This window comes from uncultured Desulfovibrio sp., from assembly GCF_944327235.1.
Classification (GTDB): Bacteria; Desulfobacterota; Desulfovibrionia; order Desulfovibrionales; family Desulfovibrionaceae; genus Desulfovibrio.
In genome coordinates, this window is the sequence record NZ_CALVHE010000020.1 from 1 (window position 1) to 17,524 (window position 17,524).

The window sequence follows — 17,524 nt, forward strand, 5'->3', positions numbered from 1 at the left end:
CGGCAAGCGTACTTGTTTTTCATTGTCATAACTTGCTTTTATCCTCTTTATGGACTCTCTGCTAGTCATGACCCTAAGAAATTTTTTCTGAAAAATCTTGAGCTTTATATCATCATATGTAATTTTGGAAAAAATGAAGAGGAGAATGCCCGATGGCTCTTGAAGATAAAGATATTTTTAATGCCGTTTTTGGAAGATTCCATGATCAGCCCATTGAATTTATCATGGCGCAATATGAGATAGCCAAGCGTTTGAATATGGACATCGAGCGCCGCCTGTCGGACAGGCAGACGAGCGAAACGGGGGCGTTCCTTCCGGAAAAAGAGGCAAAGGCATCCGCGCTGGAAATAGAAAAGCCGCTGGAAGCGCCCATACAAAAGAAGCCGGTCCCCGAGGATCTTATCTGCAAGCCGGAAGAAGCCATAACGGACGACTTTATCAAGTGTTGCCTTTGCGGTAAGGAAAGTTCTTCCCTGACCTCCCGTCACCTGTCACAGCATGGCATCAGTGTGGAAGAGTACAAAAAACTCTGCGGCTATGCCGAGGGCAGGAAGCTCATGTCCGGGAATTTCGAGCGCAAGATGCTGCACAACGTCCAGCGGGCCCAGCAGGCGCGCATGAAAAATCTGAAGGAAAAAGAAGAGAGCGCTTCCTGAGGATTCGCTGCATAAGCGCTCCTTCGGCGGCGCGCCATTTTTTCGTGCGGCAGGGCAGTGGGAGCTGGTCGGATAATGCGACGGCATGGCCGATACCTTCGGCAGAGACGGCGTACGGAAAAAGGCGGTCGCATCGCGGCAGGCTGATGTGCCCCTGTGGGCTGGTTATTTTTCCCACTTGAAACACTGTATTTTTTGACGGTCAGGCCGTTCACCGGATGGCTCCAAGCGATGGGTCCCGTGATCCCGCCGCTGACTGCTGCGGGTAGAGCGCCTGAATGAAGATGCATAAAGCTGCTTCGCCACACGGCGAAGCAGCTTTTTTGATGAATAGGGCCGATCAGCTCTGCACATCACGCGTGCTTTGGAGGGAGCGGCTGGCTTTCGTGTCCATCCCTTGCCTGTGGGATGTTTTTTCTTGCCAGTTCTCCCGCCTCTACGGCCTGCGCGGTTCGTCCGGAGCCATCTTGACAAGACGGGGGTGGAACTCGGCCAGAATATCCACAAGATCACGCTGCGCCGCCATGATCGCGTGGATATCCTTGTAAGCCTGAGGGGATTCGTCCAGTGAGCCGGACAGCAGCTCTACGCCGTTGTCCCGCAAGACAGCCTCCATGTCCTCAAGTCGGAGCTGCCGAAAGGCGGCTGCCCGACTCATGGCCCGACCGGCACCATGCGAACAGGAACAGATCGACGCTTCGCTGCCCTTGCCGCGCACCACAAACCCCGGTGTTGACATGGAGCCGGGCACAACACCGAGCTGTCCCGCATGTGCGGGCGTCGCCCCTTTGCGATGCACGATCACGCGCTCGCCGTCATGCGTCTCCTCCCATGCAAAGTTATGATGGTTTTCCACATGGGTCAGCGCCTGCGCGCCAATGGCGGCCATAACGTGCCTGTGTATCAGCTCGTGATTGGCCGAGGCATAGCGTCCCATAAGCTGCATGGCGGCCCAATATTCCTGTCCGTCGGCACTGTCCATGTCCAGCCAGGCCAGACGTCGTAACTCTTCGGGCAGGGTCGGTCGCAGCGACATGGCCCGCTCGCTGTAGTGCTTGGCGACGCTTTCTCCCGTCCCCCGGCTGCCGGAATGGCTGAGCAGGGCAAGATAGACGCCGGGAGCAAGATCGACCTCACCGATCCGAGCCGGAGCGTCCACATGCAGCTCTCCGAACTCAACGAAATGATTTCCGCATCCGCTGCTGCCCAACTGCTTCCAGGCCTTGTCCTTGCCGACGCGCGTTACCGGACTGACATTCCAGTCCTCATCCATGACAGCATGACTGCGGCGCTCTTCGCGTGCAAATTCAGCCCCGATGCCGAAGCGGGTCTCTCGTTCCAGAGCTGCCGCAAGACTATCCCGAGATTCCGACAGGCGCGACGCTGGCATATCCAGCACCGAAAGCCGCATACGGCAGGCGATATCCACGCCCACGGCATAGGGGATGACGCTATCCCTGACGGCCAGGACGCCGCCTATGGGCAGGCCGTAGCCGAGATGGGCATCCGGCAGAAGCGCGCCGCTGACCGCTGCGGGCAGGGTACAGGCGATTTCCATCTGCCGGACAGCCTCCGCCTCCGCTTCTCCGGCAGACCATTGTCGCCATGGCGCGGGCGTCGCGCGTGGCGTGAATCGTGTACCGGCGGGAAAAAGCTCCATATACAGACGGGCCAGCGGTCCGAGGATGTCATGCTCGCACATGGTTTCCGGTGCGGCAGCCAGTGTGCGGACGGCCTCGCGCATGGCCTCGTGTTCCGCCTCTCCGGCATGGCTGCGCCCCAGCGTACTGTTGATCAGTCGCATGGCCGGAGCCATCAGGCGGGGATCATTGGGTAAACCAAGCTCATTCAATTCCTTGGACGTGATCATGCGGCTTCCTCCTCGCAATGAGGACCCGTTACGCCCACCGCTGCCGATCCGACAGCGGGTCTTGCAGACAGGGGGTGGCGTTTCCCCACGTCAGCCGGGTCATTTCATATATCATAGACGTGTTTTTCAGCATGACGCTTTGAGAAAAACAAGGCAAGCCCCTCTGCCGACTTTCCATCCACAGTCAGCCGTCCTTATGGGAGTCCTCCCTCTCCTTCCGGGAGTGATCGTCCTCCGGCGTGCGGGCGGGATAGAAGGAAAACTGCCAGTTGTCCGTATGTCCCAGCAGCCATACCGCATCCTTGTTGCCGTCCGCCAGATCGACGCGGACGCGCAACAGGCGGACATCCCGGTGATGCTTCCATCTGCGATTGCCGCCGAAAAGAAAGTTGCCCAGACTCCAGGCAACCAGCGTCCTGCGCGGACTATCCCACAGGATCTCCACGCCGCCGTACAGGTGGCTGTGCGCAAACAACAGCACGTCGGCTCCGGCAGCGGCAAAGATATTCGCCCACTGCCGTTGACGGAGCGTCGGCTCAAGCTGCCCCTCCTCGCCGTCATGCGAGTAAACGATAATGAGACTTTCGGGGACGGCCTGTCGTAGAGCGTGTATCCATTTGCGCAACAGCGGATAGGTCAGGGTCACGACTTGCGGGCCGCTCCCGATCTGGGACATGGGAGAACCGGTGAGCAGATAGACAGGGGCTTGATGGCCGGGCGTCGTCAGCAGCAGTGGGGCATAGTGGCCACGCAGATGCAGGCCGTTCTGGGCAATGCCGTTTTGCTCCAGCATATGCAAAAGGTTCGCGGCCCCTTCTTCGTACCCGTCGAAGACATGGTTATTGGCGGTACAGGCTGCGCCGTTGGCAAAGCGCATCTGCGGAAAAAACATGTCGTCGGCATGAAAGATGTAGAGGTTTTCCTTGGAAAAGGAAGCCGGACCGGCAGTTTCGCAGTTCCAAAGGAAAACGTCAGCCTGTTCGATGCGGCGGCGGGTCTCCGGGGCGAAGAGCAGGGAAGGCATGGGCGTATCCCGCATCCCTCCGCCAAGCGTCACATCGCCGGCTGCCAGGATCTCCAGATAGCGGGCGTGCGCGGGACAGCAGCACAGGAAAAGGAAGATGAGCAGAAGGAGACAAGGGGGGCGGCAGATGTTGGGCATGGCGACCGGACACAAGGGGTGAGAGGGCGCGGAACTGTCGGCACGGGCCTTTGGAACGGTTTAGCCTTGAAAAGGTAAAAACGTGACGGCGGCACTGCGCCGCCCGGCCCAAACCAGGCGGTATGACCGCGTTTTTCCGCAAAACGACAGGCCGTATGGTTTGGAACGCAAAGCGTTCCAAACAGAAAATGCTCCAGGGGGCATAAGGTTGTTTTTGCTGTTGCATACTTGCCCGGCCAAGGCAAGTTTCTTTTTGTATGAAAAAGGCTTTTCCGCATGAGCGGAAAAGCCTCTGGAGGACGGGGGCGAAAGGGGGTATCCGCCGCCCGAACGTGTGGTGCGTTTACAGGTAGTCGTGACGAACGACGGCCGAAGCTGTATACGCCGCGAGCGTATTGATGTCGTAGACCGGTATCTGGATGGCCCGCTGCACCGGCGCGGCAAAGGCGGACAGATCCGTGCATTCCAGAAGGAGAGCATCCAGTTTTTCGGCGGCGGCAAAGGCGGTGGCCGTGTCCACGACTTCCTTTTGCAGGCGATCCATATCAAAGCATGTACGCTTGCTCTGTAAAATGGTTTCGGCAAATTCAGGATTATGCTCCATTCCCTGGATGCAGACGCTCCGCATGTCGGTCATGCAGTTGGCGAAATGATCCTGTGTCAGGGAGGCCGCGCTGGCGGTCAGTACGCCGATGCGTGCACTTTCGCCGTGCATGATCCGCAGGAGGGGGAGCTGTACAAGGCTGGAAAGCAGGACAGGCACCCGCACCTCGGCCGCAATGCGCTGTTGAAAGCGGGCCATGAAACCGCAGGAACCCGCAATGGCCATCACTCCCTGCCGTTCCAGCTCCCGCGCGCCTTCCAGAAAGGGCTCCACCAGTTCCGGCGTGGGATTGAAGAGCATCCGGGGCACATCCACGCCGCGGATAAGATACTGCACCGTGGGGAAAGGGTAGGTCAGCGGATTGCGCAAATGGCCGCGCGGCTTGGGGAATTGCGAATCCAGACAAAGGATGCCGATCGGGGTATCGTAGTAGAGTTTTCCGCCCTGAAGGATCATGCCGTGTTTCTCCTGTCGCAAGTGTGGTGACGATGGGTGTGAACGGGAGTGCCGCAAGCTGGGTCAGCGGCACTCCCTTGCCTCTTCTACCGGGTCTTGTGCTTCAGTTCGCGTGTCCACTGAAGGATGCCGAAAAAGACCCAGACGCCGCAGGCGATATTGAGCACAAAGGACAGCAGGATGAATATCTTGAAGAATTCATGCATGGCGGATTCCTCCTACAGGACTTCGGGCGCGTAGGCGCCGGTGGTCGGGACGGATCGCTTGGTCATCTGGTGGACAAGGAAAAGCGTCAGGCAGTTCAGGCTGATGCCGACGAGGTTGGCCGGGATGCCGAAGGGTTCACCGAGGATCTTGTCGCTCCAGATGAGGAAGGCCAGACCGCCAATGACCATGGCCGGGGCTCCGGCGCGAGGCGATACCTTGCCCCAGAAGATGCCCAGCAGCAGCGGAGGCAGCACGCTGGAAGGCCAGAACTTGAAGATGTAGAGCATGAGACCGAAGACATCCTGAAAGAGGATGGCCACGACGATGGCGCCGCCGCCTACCAGCAGAGTGGACAGCCGGGACTGGCGCAGCATGTCCTGCTGCGAGGCCTTAGGATTGATGAACTTGTTGTAGATGTCCCGCGTATAGGCCACGCTGGCCGTGTTGATGAAGGCCGCCGCGCTGGACATGACCGCCGCCAGCAGGGCCGCCAGCACAAGACCGGTCACGCCGATGGGCAACACGTCGCGGATGAGGTTGGTAAAGGCGAGGTCAGGCTTGACGTCGGGCTGCAGGGCCATGGAAGCCAGGCCGATGCCTGCCGTGGTCGCCAGGAAGAAGAGCCAGTGCACCGAGAAGATGAGCACGCCGACCTTGCTGTCCTTGGCGGACTTGGTGGAGGCATAGCGCTGGATGAAGTAGGGGGCGCAGAATTCCCCGAACAGGAAACCGAAGAACAGCCCGGCGAACTTGATGACGCCCCAGTCGGCAAAGGGCTTGAGGTTGTTGACATACTGCGGCATGGACTGGAGTTGCGCGATCATGGCGTCATAGCCGCCGGCGCGCTCGATGCCCAGATAGCCGCAAAGGCTCACGCCCACGATGATGATGACGTACTGGATGGCGTCGGTCATGGTGACGCCCAGCATACCGCCGGCCCAGGTATAAGCCAGCGTGATGGCCGAGGAGATGAGCGCCGCCGGGATGAGATCGATGCCGGTGGCCGTCTGCAGGATGGCCCCCATGGCCAGGATCTGCACGCCGAACAGACCGAGACAGAAGAGGAAACAGACCACGCTGGAGACGAGCCGTCCGGCCCGGCCGTAATAGAGGCCGCAGAGGTCCCCGACCGTGTAGACGTTGGGGATGGCGTGGACGCGTCCGGCGATGTAGAGGCCGGAAATGATCTGGTTGATGACCACGCCCATGAGACCGGCAAAGACCACGATGCCGGTGGTGTGCATGAAGGCCACGCGGCCGATGGTGGCGCCGCCGCCGCAGAGGGTGGCGGCAATGGCCGCAAAGAAGATGGCGAGCGGCAGACCGCGACCGGCCACGGCATAGTCGTCAAAGCTGGAAACCTTCTGCATGGCCCACCAGCCGACGTAGATGACCACGAAGAAGTAAAGGATGATGATGGAATAGTCTATCCAGTGAATAGGCATGGCAACCTCCTGAAAAGCTGTCGCATCCGGGGAAACCTTTCTCCGAGCGTGTTTACGATGTCTGCGTTTCCTCGTAACCGAGGCCGTTGAGCGTGCAATATTCGTTGAGCGTGACGGGGCGGAACGGCATACGCACATGCAGCATGTCCACCTGACGGGGAGACAGCCCGGAAGTCCGGGCGGCCAGTTCCGCCAGAGCCGGTCCGCACATGCGTCCCTGACACGGCCCCATACCGCAACGGGTGAAGCGCTTTATTTCATTGACGTTGGTAAAGCCTTCCCGTACGGCGGCGCGGATGTCGCCCGCACTGACGTTTTCGCAGCGGCAGATGATGGTCTCATCCGGTACGGCAAAGATGTCGGGGTGGGGAGCAAAGATGTGACGCAAAAAGCCGCGGGCCCATTCCATACGGCGCAGCTCCCGCAGGGCGGCAGCACCTCGGTGGGCGGCCTCCGTCTCGCTGATGACGCGGAGGCGGCGAGCCGCATCTATGCCTGCCAGCGTGCCCTTGTGCAGGCTGGCGTCGCCGCCGTGCACAAAGGCGCTGTCTCCGGCCACGGAAATGTATTCACAGCTTGTGCGGCCGTGGATATCCGTCGTGGGATGCCAGCAGCGCTGCACGTCGTCCCAGGTCATGGCAAGACCCAGCGCATTGGGGATATGCGTCCGGGGGATGATGCCCTCGTGGCGCAGCAGCATACCTGCGGGCAGGCGGTATTCGCCCTTGTTGGTCGTGTAGCGCACCAGCTCCACATGGCCGTCGCCTTCGGCCCGCAGATTGCGTACATGGCGGATGATGGGGATGCCTGAGGACAGGACGCGGCGCGCCATGCGCAGACCCTTGGCGAGATAGGGCCGATCTCCCAGAGCGGCGGGCATATGGGGCAGGGCGGCCAGACGGCGTGCGGTGTCGCCCGTATCCAGCCAGGCTGCCACGGGAGCGCCGGCGTCCAGCAGGTGGCAGGCCAGCAGCAGAAGCAGCGGGCCGTTGCCGCAGAGTATGACGGGGTGTTGCTTGTCGAGCGGCGGAAGGCAGGCCGAGCGCAGCAGGATGTCCATGCCGCCCGCGCCCATGACGCCGGGCAGCGTCCAGCCGGGGAAGGGGACAGGTCGCTCCATGCCGCCAGGCGCAAGGATGATGTGCGAGGCGGTTATCCGCTCCGACACGCCGTTGCGGGAATAACTGACGGCCTTGTCGTCGATGGACCAGACCGTCGCCCGCGGGCGGTAGTCCGTGCCGCTGGCTCTGAAACGAGCCACGAGCTCGAGGCCGGTACGCCTGTCCTTTTCATCGAGCAGGCGCTGACCGAGCGGGGATTCCACATTGCGGAAAAGCTGGCCGCCGGGGGCAGCCTGCTCGTCCAGCAGGGCCACTTCCAGCCCGCAGTCTCTGGCCGCGCAGGCGGCAGCCAGTCCGGCGGGACCGGCCCCGATGATGATGCAGTCGAAATTGGTGACGTTCATGCCCTGCCTCCCTGATCAGAATGTCCGTTCTCGCCGGGGATGGCGGGCCGCTTCTGGGTGTTGACCACCATGCCTTCGGCCACCGGCACCATACAGGACTGCACGTCGGGCTTGCCGTTTATTTCCAGCATACACTCGAAGCAGACGCCCATGAGGCACCACGGGGAACGCTTGCTGCCGTCCAGGCTGTGCTCGTAAAAATGTCGCTCATGGCTGTGCCCGAGCACCGCAGCCGCCACGCTGATGCCTTCCGGCACTTCGACGGACGTGCCGTTGACGATGATGTGCACGGTTTTGCCGGGGATGTTGCTCATATATGCTCTCCTTTGCAGATGAAAGCGCGCTAGCAGGCAAAGCCGAAGCGTTGCAGCGTCATGCCGCGGGCCGTTTCCGGGAGTTCCCCACCCAGCAGGAAGGGCGGCAGCAGCCGAGCATGGGCGGCTGCCATGGTGACGGCACTGTGCGTGTTGATGAGGTAGGCATTGGCATGTCCCGGCAGACGGCTGTAAATGGCCATGTTGTCGTTGGGCATGACGCGCAGGCCCGTCCAGGCGCGGATGACGCGCTTGCCCGCCAGCTCGGGCCAGACGCGCATGGCCCATTGCCCCTCGCCGGACACGCCCTTTTGCTCAATGGTCATCCGGTGACCGGCATTTTCATGGCGGAAGCCGATGATGGTGGTGCCGCCGAAGGTCTGGGTGGCTCCCAGTACCGGAATGGGCATGACATAGGGCATACGTTCCACCAGCAGGACCTGTCCCATATCGGGGTAGACCGGCAGCGACGGCAGGGCAAAGCGGACAAAACGTCTGTTGGCCAGGCCGGCGGCCAGGATCAGCGTACCGCCTTCGTAGGTGCCGTTGTCGGTGATGACCCGGTATCCGCCGTCCTGCGGCTGCACGTCCAGCACGTCGCGTTCGAGCAGTTCGACCCCCTTACGCGGCAGGGCCGCCCGAAAGGCGCGCAGAAGCGCCAGCGGATCGATGACGCCGTCTTCCTCGCACCAGGCCGCGCCCGTCACTTCCCTGCCGAAGCGTATGCCGGGCAGGAGGGCATCCAGTTCGCCGCGATCGATCATGCCGCCGCGATATTCTCCCAACGCCTCCCGCAGCTTGACGATGTAGTCCCCGCGTTGCTGGTATTCGGCTTCGCTCAGGACCGGTATGAGCCCCCCCCGGAACTGTACGGGGATACGCAGGCCGGTAAGGGCTTCCAGTTCGCCCACCAGTGCCGGATATTCACGGGAGGAGAGAAAGCCCCAGCGGGCATAGTCAGGCAGATGGAGAAACTTGGACTGTACCCAGATAAGGCCGACATTGGTGCGCGAGGCGCGGTTGGTGGGGGTCTGGCGGTCGAGGACCGTGATGCGGCGTCCTGAGCCTGCCAGACCGTAGGCCAGCGCCACCCCGGTGATGCCGCCGCCTACTATCAGGATATCCTGTTCATGCGTTGCCATATGATCCCCCTAGGGCTTTCTGTAGGCCACGCAATCCACTTCCACTCGCAGATCGCTCATCATGGACGCCTGGACACAGACGCGTGCCGGGGCATGTTCCGCCGTGAAATAGCGGGCGTAGACCTTGTTGAAACCGGCAAAATCCCGGGGATCGTCCAGATAGACGGTGACACGGACCACATCGTTGAGGCTGTATCCCGCCTGCTCGAGGACCTTGGTAAGGTTGTCGAGAGTGACGCGAGCCTGTACGCTGATGCTGCCGCTGACGATCTCCCCATCGGCATCACGGGGAACTTGTCCGCTGACGTACAGCCAGCCGTCAGCAGCAACAGCCTTGGAAAAGGGAAGGGCGCCCGGAACGGTCGGGGTCCCGAATCGTTGGATGGACATGGCATACTCCTTTGCAGGCGAACTGGCCTGCCGCTTCTGTTACCGTCCCAAAAAGCAAGGGGTGTGCCTTTTTTAAGTTTTACTGTATTTTCATATGATTAAATGTATTTTTTGAAATATGTCCAAAAAAATATGCTGCTATTGTGTAATGTTTCATTACATATTATCCTTACCCACGACATGCTTCTCTCATAAACAAAGCTGTTATTTTGGCTAGTTGCAGCATACGATCAAATGTTGTAATTTTTTGAAACACTGTTTCAGGATATTACATACGATGCAGACTCCCCCCTTTCTTCCCGAACTGGATGCCGTCATCGCGCGCTCCCTTGCCCGGTCAGCCGCCTACGGCATCGACCCGCTCCATGACGGCGCTCCGGAAGCGACACGTCTTGGCTCCGCCGACCTGCATAAGCGCATTGCCGCCCAGCAGGAGTTTTTCCTTTTTGCCCGTGAGCAGATAGACAGCCTGTATCGTCTGCTCAAGGATACAGGCTTCTGCATGGCCCTTGCCGACGGTGAGGGCTATGTCCTGTATGCGGTGGGGGATGCCGACCTCATGGAGCACTTTACCCGCAGACGCTGCCTGCCGGGATATCGCTGGACGGAGAAGGACGTGGGCACCTGCGCCATAGGTCTTGCGCTGGCCGAGCGCATCCCCGTATTCCTTCCGGGCAGCCGTATGTATTCCGTTCCGGCGCGGGACATCAGCAATGCGGGAGCTCCCGTCTTTTCTCCGGACGGCACGCAGGTGCTGGGGGCCATTTCGCTAAGCGGGCAGTCCAGCAGGATGCATATACATACGCTGGGACTGGTGCGGCAGGCGGCGGAGACCGTCCGCGCACAGTTGCGCGAACGCGGTCGTTTTCGGGAGCTGGCCATCAAGCGCCAGTCCCTGCGGGCCATCATCGACGCGGATTCGCGCGGCATCGTCACCATCACGTCCGAAGGACGCATCGCGGAATGCAATCGACGGGCGCGCAGCCTGCTGGGGCTGCCTTCGGCCTGCGAGGGACAGCTGCTCGACGTTTATCTGGAGGCCGGCGAACTGCTGCATTGTCTGGCGACGGGAAGCAGTCTGCGCGCCAAGGAGGCGGTGGCCCGGCAGTCGGGGATCATCCATTTCGTCTCTCTGGATCCGCTGCGTATGCCGGGCGGCGAAGTGGTAGGGGGGCTGCTGACCATACAGGAGCGCAAGGAAGTCATGCGCATGGCCGTGGAGGTCACGGGCAATATGGCGCACTTCACCTTTGAGTCCATCCTGGGCAAGAGCGAAAAGCTGCGTCTTGCCGTGCATCATGCCCGCATCGCGGCGGGAGGCGGCGCGCCGGTGCTGCTCAGCGGCGAGACGGGGACCGGCAAGGAGCTCTTTGCCCAAGCCATCCACAACAGCAGCAAGCGGGCGCATCAGCCCTTTGTGGCGCTCAATTGCGCCGCCATCCCCAAGGAGCTGCTGGAAAGCGAACTCTTCGGTTACGAGGAAGGCTCCTTTACCGGGGCGCAGCGGGGCGGGCGGCCCGGCAAGCTGGAGCTGGCCGACTCCGGGACGCTCTTCCTTGATGAGATCGGCGACATGCCGTTCGACATGCAGGTGAAGTTGTTGCGGGTCCTGCAGTCCGGAGAGATACGGCGGGTGGGCGGCCTGCGGACCATTGCCGTTAACCTGCGCATCATTTCCGCTACCAACAGGGATCTGCGGCAGGCCATTGCCGACCACAAGTTCCGCGAAGATCTCTATTACCGCATCAGCACGCTGACCATCGACATCCCGCCATTGCGCGAACGCCCGGAGGACATCCTCCTGCTGGCCGAGCATTTCATCCGGCGTCAGGCGCAATTACTGGAGCGGCCCGTGCTGCCCCTGTCGGATCTGACGTGCCGGGCGCTGCTTTCCTATGCCTGGCCGGGCAATATCCGGCAGCTGGAAAGTCGTGTGGAGCGGGCCATGCATCTGGCCGAAGGCAATGAACTCCTGCCGGAACACTTTTTCGGACAGAGCGCGCAGGAAGAGAATCCGTCCGGCATCCTGGAGGGCGGCAGTCTGGCGGAACGGGAGTTGCGGGTCATCCAGGATATGCTGGAAGCCTGCGGCGGCAACATGAGCTTGTGCGCCCGTCGGCTGGGCATCAGCCGTCCGACGTTATACCGCAAGCTGCGGCGCGGCAGGGACGACAGGGCGTAATGATGTCGCTGCGGCATAAAAAGCGGTGTTCCGTTCTCGTTAGGGCCTGTTAACACTATTCGCTCCCTTCCCCAGCGCGCTTTTATCGGGGAAGAGTCAGAAATACGAGGTGTCCCCGCCACCAAAGACAAGTGGTGTGTGTACAGCAAAATTGTTCTATATATTGAATTTGTTTGTAAAATTTTGTTAACAGAGCCTGGGTCGGGCGAAGCTGTGCCGCCTCGCGAGTTGCCTTTTTCAAAGGAAAAAGACGAAGGAAGCGGCAAGCCCATGAAAAGTGGGAAGATCAGGGGGTCAGCGCAGCATGAGGCGCAGTGTACGCTTTTCCGCGGGATCCTGCGTAGCGGCCAGAGCCTTTTCCACGCAGCAGCGCACCAGTTCATGGCGGGGAGTGAATTCGTAAAGGCTGGCCGCCGCCTGTCGGCAGAGATCGAAGTCGTCCTCATACTGACGGCCACCTGCGGCAAGGCGGGCATATCGGCAGGCGGCAGCGATGACGGCTTCCACATAGGCCGTGTTGCCGCTGGCCATGAAGGCCGTCCAGTACATATGCAGGATGCTGCTTTCCGAAGTCGCTTTCCAGCGCAGCAGCGGGCTCGGCGTGGAAAGGATGTAATCGCGAAGAGTCAGATCGGCACGGTTGGGCAGGAGCTGACGCACGAGCGCGGGGGCATCGCGCAACCCGGCCAGATGTGCGGCCCAGGCCAACGTGCGTCGGATATTATGGCCGTTCTCTTCACCGGCGTGCGCCAGAGCGGCGGCGATCATGCGCCGCAATGAGGGATCCGCACGCAGGCATTCCCCCAGAAAGGCGGCGACCATGAGGCGCTTTTCCCCATCGGCAAGCAGTCCGGCTTCGTCCATTCGCTGCAGAAGGGTGGGCAGGAGTTGCGGCTGCGGCTTACGGTAATAATATTCCATGCTGGCCGCATAGGCGGCAAGGCCCTTTTCGGCCAGAGTGGCAGCTTGAGCCGCATGGTGCATGTCCGGGAGCATGAGCGGCGGCATGGCCATACAGAGCAGCAGCAACAAGGATTGCAGGCGGCGCGGCATGAGCGACATCCTCCTTCCGGCGTCCGTCAGTCGAAATCCGCCAACAGTGCGCCGAGGTGCAGGCAATCCAGCGGACTGCCGACCAGATCGCCCTTGAGGCGGGCAAGGGCTTCCTGCAGATGCGGCGAGGAGACGCCGTTGCGGATGGAGCTGTGCGCCTCCAGAAAGGCGGCCAGCTTGTCACATTCCTTGATGAGGCGACCGTCCTTGGGCTGGAGGGCGTCGGCATTGTAGCTGCCGTGCAGGGTGGCGAAGTCGCGGATCTGTCTGGCGTGACCGTTCTCGCGGATGGTCTCGTGGAATTCGGAACCTGTTTCCATGCCCAGATAGTAGGAGAGCAGGCCGACCAGCTCTTCCAGCCCTTCGGCCCGCAATGGGGCAAAGATGCGGCGCTCCAGTTCCTGCTCCTCGTATTCGCGGATGATCTCCGGCAGGCTCTCCACGGATTGTTTGACCGGGGAAATGATGTCGCGGGTCAACAGTTCCGGCAGATCATGCAGCAGGCCGCAGAAGAAATTGTTGACGGCACGCGCCCGGCAGGCGCCGATGGACTGGCTGAAGAAATAGGCGTAGGCCGCCACGATGAACATGTGCCCCAGCACGGCAGTGGCCGGGATGCGCGGGGCCTGCGTCCAGCGGATCTGAAAGCGGAGCTGCCCGCAGAGATTGGCGAAGCGGGCCAGCGCCGTATTGCCCTTGACGATGTCCGGCATCCCGCGCACGTCGCCAAAACCGGCAAGCCGTTCACGGAAGGATACGTCGATCTCGTCCATCTCCTCATCAAAGCTGTTCAGGGGCTTGATGAGGAGGAATTCCCACTGTGAGGCATAGAGGTGGGCCGCCGTGAGGATGCGCCGGGCCAGACTGTCCGTGTCGTCGGTATGCCAGACCTGCATACGCTGCCAGAAGTCGCCCAAGGGCGCGAGGGCCGGTTCGAGGCGTTTCAGGACATGGGCGGTCAGTTGCCGGAAGTGCTCCTTGTTTTCCTTGATGCGATAGAAGACCGGCGGTTTGATGTCCGTGATGATGAGGCGATAATAATAGTCGAAGAGCCCTCCCTCGATGATCTCTTGAGCAAGAGCAAGGCGCTCCTCGTCGGGAAGGTGGCGGCTGTTTTCGTGCCAGAGGGCGCAGGCGACCAGCATCTTGTGAGCCTGCTTGTCGATCTCCACCAGCTCGGCAGGCCGGAGCTTGTCGTTCCAGCGGAGCAGGTAGGCTCCGGAAAAAGTGAGCTGCAACAGACTCTTGCGGATGGACGGCATAGGCGCTCCTTGGCGGGACGGACGGCGCGCTCCCCGCGCGCCCGGAAGCTGTGAAAAAAGTGCTGGTATTATAGGAGAGAATAGGCTAATGCTCAAGCGCGCACGAAAAGGGGCCGTCTCCGTGAGTGTGGCGGGAGACGGCTTGACATTTTGCGCGTGAAAGGCTAAGAAGCCTTCTCTTTGCAGCGATATTGTCGTCACCCCCGTTAGGCGGCACGTCGCATGAAGGATTTCCCGCCGCATTACGGCTACTGTATTTTGCAGAGGAGTTCATCCCCATGAAGACGTTCAGCCCTACCCCCAAAGACATCAACCGCCAGTGGTATGTGGTCGATGCTCAGGATCTGGTGCTGGGCCGTCTGGCCAGCCAGATCGCCCATCGCCTGCGTGGCAAGCATAAGCCCGAGTTCGCCCCCCACATGGATCTTGGTGATTTCATCGTCGTGGTCAACTGCGACAAGGTGAAGGTCACCGGCAAGAAAATGCAGGACAAGAAATATTACCGTCATTCCGGCTGGGTCGGCGGTCTCAAGACCACCGTCCTCTCCGACATGATGGCTGAAAAGCCCGAGCGTGTGCTCATGGCCGCCGTGCGCGGTATGCTGCCCAAGAATCGTCTGGGCCGCGCCATGCTGAAGAAGCTCAAGATCTACGCGGGCGCCGAGCATCCCCATGCCGCCCAGAACCCGCAGCCGCTGACCCTGCCTTACTAAGGAGTGCACGTCATGAGCGACAAATTCGATTACGGTACCGGCCGCCGCAAGACGGCTACTGCCCGCACCCGCATCTATGCCGGTTCCGGCAATATCACGGTCAACGGCCGCTCCTTCGAGGAGTATTTCCCCCGCAAGACCCTGCAGATGATCATTCGTCAGCCCCTCGTGCTGGCCAAGCTGGCTGAAAAGCTAGACGTGCGCGTCAACGTGGCTGGCGGCGGCGTCAGCGGTCAGGCGGAAGCCGTGCGCCACGGCATTTCCCGCGCCCTGCTGGTGGTGGACCCCGCGCTGCGTCCTCTGCTGAAGAAGGCCGGTTTCCTCACCCGTGACGCTCGCAAGAAGGAACGTAAAAAGTACGGTCTGCGCGCCGCTCGCGCTCGCTACCAGTATTCGAAGCGTTAATATCCTTCGGGATCGGTTATTCAGGGGCAGGCCTGCGGGCTTGCCCCTTTTTTTTTGTTGCGTGCCGGGACAGGTCGGTAATCCCCAGAAGATGGACGAACCGTCGCGAACCGCGTTCCGGGAGTGACTGGAGCGGATTGGCATTGAAATTGTGTCCAATTTCCATGCTGACACTGCCCTCACACTACGGAAAAAGCGTGGTTTTTCCGTGTGTTCGGTTGCTGGTAGTCGCTCTCGCGACTACCAGAGCAATCCAGATTTTCAATGTGGAATTGCTCTATCGTGCCTTGTCAAGGCTACGACCCCGCACGCCGCAGGAGCTTTTCGCCTTGCCCGCCCAGAGCCTGCCGCCTATACTGCATCCTGCCTTATCACCTTTTCCACAGAGCGAGGGATCATGGATCGTTCCGATGAAATGCTGGACTATACCTATACGCATAGTCAGACTCAGGCCACCACGGGGTATTTTTCCTGCGAACCTCCGGCGTCCCTGACGTGGGAGATGGCGCTTGCCCGGCTGGAAGCCACACCACTGGACGACTTTCTGCATCAGCACTGCCTGCGGCAGGCGGCACGGAAAGGAGCGGAGTACCTGAAGCGACTGGCGCAGGACTGCTATGACGCGGACACAGACACTTTCCAGCGTCCCGCCGTGGCCTCGCTACTGCTTGAATGCGCGTTGCTGCTGCCTGAGCTGGCCGATGTGGCGAGCTCTTTCCCGGAAAATGCGCAGGAGCGGCTGGAGTCGTTCTCGCCGCTCATCTATTTGCGTGCGGCCGCCTGTCCTGATGCTGCGGCCGCCCGGCAGTGGAGCGAGCTCTTTCAGCGTAACATCCGTGGGCATCACGCCCTGCCCAAGCCGGAAGATGTGGACCTGCCGCCGCTTTATACGGAAGAGATGCTGGATGCTTCCGCCGCCGCCATGCAACGTCAGGCGCAAGTCCTGCACGAGGCGCACGAGCGTGTCGTCGCTCTTCATATGCCCCCCCTTGACCGTCCTCCGGCGCAGGAGACCTTTTTGCGCGCTACGGATGCCCTGTTGGAAGCGGGCATCCTGGCGGGACCGGAAATGCGCCATCAGGCTTCGCTTTGCCCCATCGCGCTTTTGCGTGCCTGGCGGCTGGACATCCGTGTGAGCAGCGGAACAGGGGCGCAGGCCGTGCGGCATACTTTGCGCGGCGAGGCCACCGCTTACGGACGGGGCTTGTCGTTGGCGCAGGCACGGGCCTCTTACAGCATGGAGATCGTGGAGCGTTGCAGCGCCTATGTGGATATTCGCGGGCCGGAAGGTACGGACGCGCCCGGCGAGGTGGAAAATCGCAAGACGCCGTTGCCGGTCGTTCGCGCTGCGTATGACGAGCTTGCGGCCGCTGGCCGTGCGGCGTTGTCGCCTGCCCGTCTGCCGCTGGATGCGCCTTTTGCGGGGTGCTGCGGGCCACGGACCCCGCTGCATTGGGTCCCCGCCCATGACCCTGCCGGCAGGGAAGTGCTGGTGCCCGCACAGGCGGTTTTCCTGTTCTGCAATCTGGACGAGCCTTCGCTTTTTTTGGCGGCAGGCTCCACAGGACTGGCCTCCGGCAATACGCTGGAAGAGGCAAAAGTGGCCGCGCTGGTGGAGATCATCGAGCGCGATGCCGAAGCGACCACTCCTTTCCGACGCGACCAGTGCTTTACGTTGCATTCGCGTGACGAGCTCTTGCAGTCTTTGCTGGATGATTACGCCGCGCGCGGCATCCAGGTGCAGTTTCAGGACATGACCACGGAATGCGGCATCCCGGTCTACCAGTGTTTTGTCATGAGTCGCCGGGGGGAGATCGTACGCGCCACGGGGGCGGGACTCAGCGGCAGCAGGGCAGCACTGGCGGCACTGACGGAAACGCCTTGGCCCTATCCCTACGGTGAGCCTACCGGTCCGGCGCTTTCGGCCCTGCCCCAGCGCTATCTGGAGGAGCTCCCCGACTGGGGACTCGGCTCGGCGGCGGCCAACCTGAGGCAGCTGGAAGAGATGTTGATCGCGCAGGGACGGACGCCGCTCTATGTGGATCTGACCCGTCGGGATCTGGATATCCCCGTGGTGCGCGCCATCGTGCCGGGGTTGGAACTGACGGGAGAACTGGACGACTTCTCCCGTCCCTCGCTGCGCCTTATGACGCGTTATCTACGGCACACGACATAAGGAAGGCGGGGAGGCGGAGACG

The 17,524-nt window shown here is 61.1% G+C and carries 15 protein-coding genes; 5 read left to right on the forward strand and 10 right to left on the reverse strand.

The features are described 5' to 3' along the window. Nucleotides 1-152: 152 nt before the first annotated feature. Nucleotides 153-656: a MucR family transcriptional regulator gene (locus Q0K00_RS04700; RefSeq protein ID WP_297227699.1), complete on the forward strand. Its 504-nt coding sequence runs from the start codon at nt 153-155 to the stop codon at nt 654-656. Nucleotides 657-1,092: 436 nt separating this feature from the next. Here the strand turns inward: Q0K00_RS04700 and Q0K00_RS04705 are convergent, their stop codons facing one another. From Q0K00_RS04705 to Q0K00_RS04740, 8 genes are all read right to left on the reverse strand, one after another. Beyond that, nucleotides 1,093-2,526 (reverse strand): RtcB family protein, encoded by a 1,434-nt coding sequence (locus Q0K00_RS04705; RefSeq protein ID WP_297227701.1) that lies wholly within the window; start codon nt 2,524-2,526, stop codon nt 1,093-1,095. Nucleotides 2,527-2,710: 184 nt separating this feature from the next. Then, nucleotides 2,711-3,688 (reverse strand): CapA family protein, encoded by a 978-nt coding sequence (locus tag Q0K00_RS04710; protein ID WP_297227703.1) that lies wholly within the window; start codon nt 3,686-3,688, stop codon nt 2,711-2,713. A 343-nt stretch (nt 3,689-4,031) separates the two neighbouring features. Further along, nucleotides 4,032-4,748, reverse strand: coding sequence for an aspartate/glutamate racemase family protein (locus tag Q0K00_RS04715; RefSeq protein ID WP_297227704.1), 717 nt, complete (start codon nt 4,746-4,748; stop codon nt 4,032-4,034). 218 nt (nt 4,749-4,966) lie between these two features. Continuing rightward, nucleotides 4,967-6,400: a sodium:solute symporter gene (locus Q0K00_RS04720; protein ID WP_297227705.1), complete on the reverse strand. Its 1,434-nt coding sequence runs from the start codon at nt 6,398-6,400 to the stop codon at nt 4,967-4,969. Nucleotides 6,401-6,452: 52 nt separating this feature from the next. Next, a complete protein-coding gene (locus Q0K00_RS04725) occupies nt 6,453-7,865 on the reverse strand; it encodes an NAD(P)/FAD-dependent oxidoreductase (RefSeq protein ID WP_297227706.1) in 1,413 nt (470 codons plus the stop codon). Continuing rightward, on the reverse strand, nt 7,862-8,179 hold the full coding sequence (locus Q0K00_RS04730; protein ID WP_297227707.1) for a (2Fe-2S)-binding protein: 318 nt from the start codon (nt 8,177-8,179) through the stop codon (nt 7,862-7,864). Before Q0K00_RS04730 ends, Q0K00_RS04725 begins: the two co-directional genes overlap by 4 nt. Before the next feature lie 29 nt (nt 8,180-8,208). Beyond that, the gene (locus Q0K00_RS04735; protein WP_297227708.1) at nt 8,209-9,321 is read right to left on the reverse strand and encodes an FAD-dependent oxidoreductase; all 1,113 of its coding nucleotides are present in this window, start codon (nt 9,319-9,321) and stop codon (nt 8,209-8,211) included. Between the two features lie 9 nt (nt 9,322-9,330). Then, nucleotides 9,331-9,711: a RidA family protein gene (locus Q0K00_RS04740; RefSeq protein WP_297227709.1), complete on the reverse strand. Its 381-nt coding sequence runs from the start codon at nt 9,709-9,711 to the stop codon at nt 9,331-9,333. Nucleotides 9,712-9,988: 277 nt separating this feature from the next. Here Q0K00_RS04740 and Q0K00_RS04745 point away from each other — a divergent pair, with 277 nt between their 5' ends. Further along, the gene (locus tag Q0K00_RS04745) at nt 9,989-11,893 is read left to right on the forward strand and encodes a sigma 54-interacting transcriptional regulator (RefSeq protein ID WP_297227710.1); all 1,905 of its coding nucleotides are present in this window, start codon (nt 9,989-9,991) and stop codon (nt 11,891-11,893) included. 294 nt (nt 11,894-12,187) lie between these two features. Here Q0K00_RS04745 and Q0K00_RS04750 read toward each other — a convergent pair whose 3' ends face one another. Next, entirely contained in the window at nt 12,188-12,946 is a 759-nt protein-coding gene (locus tag Q0K00_RS04750; RefSeq protein WP_297227711.1) for a translation initiation factor 2, read from the reverse strand. Between the two features lie 26 nt (nt 12,947-12,972). Then, nucleotides 12,973-14,208 (reverse strand): HD domain-containing protein, encoded by a 1,236-nt coding sequence (locus Q0K00_RS04755; RefSeq protein WP_297227712.1) that lies wholly within the window; start codon nt 14,206-14,208, stop codon nt 12,973-12,975. Nucleotides 14,209-14,486: 278 nt separating this feature from the next. Between Q0K00_RS04755 and rplM the strand changes: the two genes are divergently transcribed. The 3 genes from rplM to Q0K00_RS04770 all read left to right on the forward strand — a co-directional run bounded on the left by rplM (nt 14,487) and on the right by Q0K00_RS04770 (nt 17,502). After that, entirely contained in the window at nt 14,487-14,921 is a 435-nt protein-coding gene (rplM, locus tag Q0K00_RS04760) for a 50S ribosomal protein L13 (RefSeq protein ID WP_296304638.1), read from the forward strand. A 12-nt stretch (nt 14,922-14,933) separates the two neighbouring features. Beyond that, nucleotides 14,934-15,326 (forward strand): 30S ribosomal protein S9, encoded by a 393-nt coding sequence (gene rpsI / locus Q0K00_RS04765; RefSeq protein WP_297227714.1) that lies wholly within the window; start codon nt 14,934-14,936, stop codon nt 15,324-15,326. A 397-nt stretch (nt 15,327-15,723) separates the two neighbouring features. Then, a complete protein-coding gene (locus Q0K00_RS04770) occupies nt 15,724-17,502 on the forward strand; it encodes a YcaO-like family protein (protein ID WP_297227716.1) in 1,779 nt (592 codons plus the stop codon). The last annotated feature ends 22 nt before the right edge of the window (nt 17,503-17,524 follow it).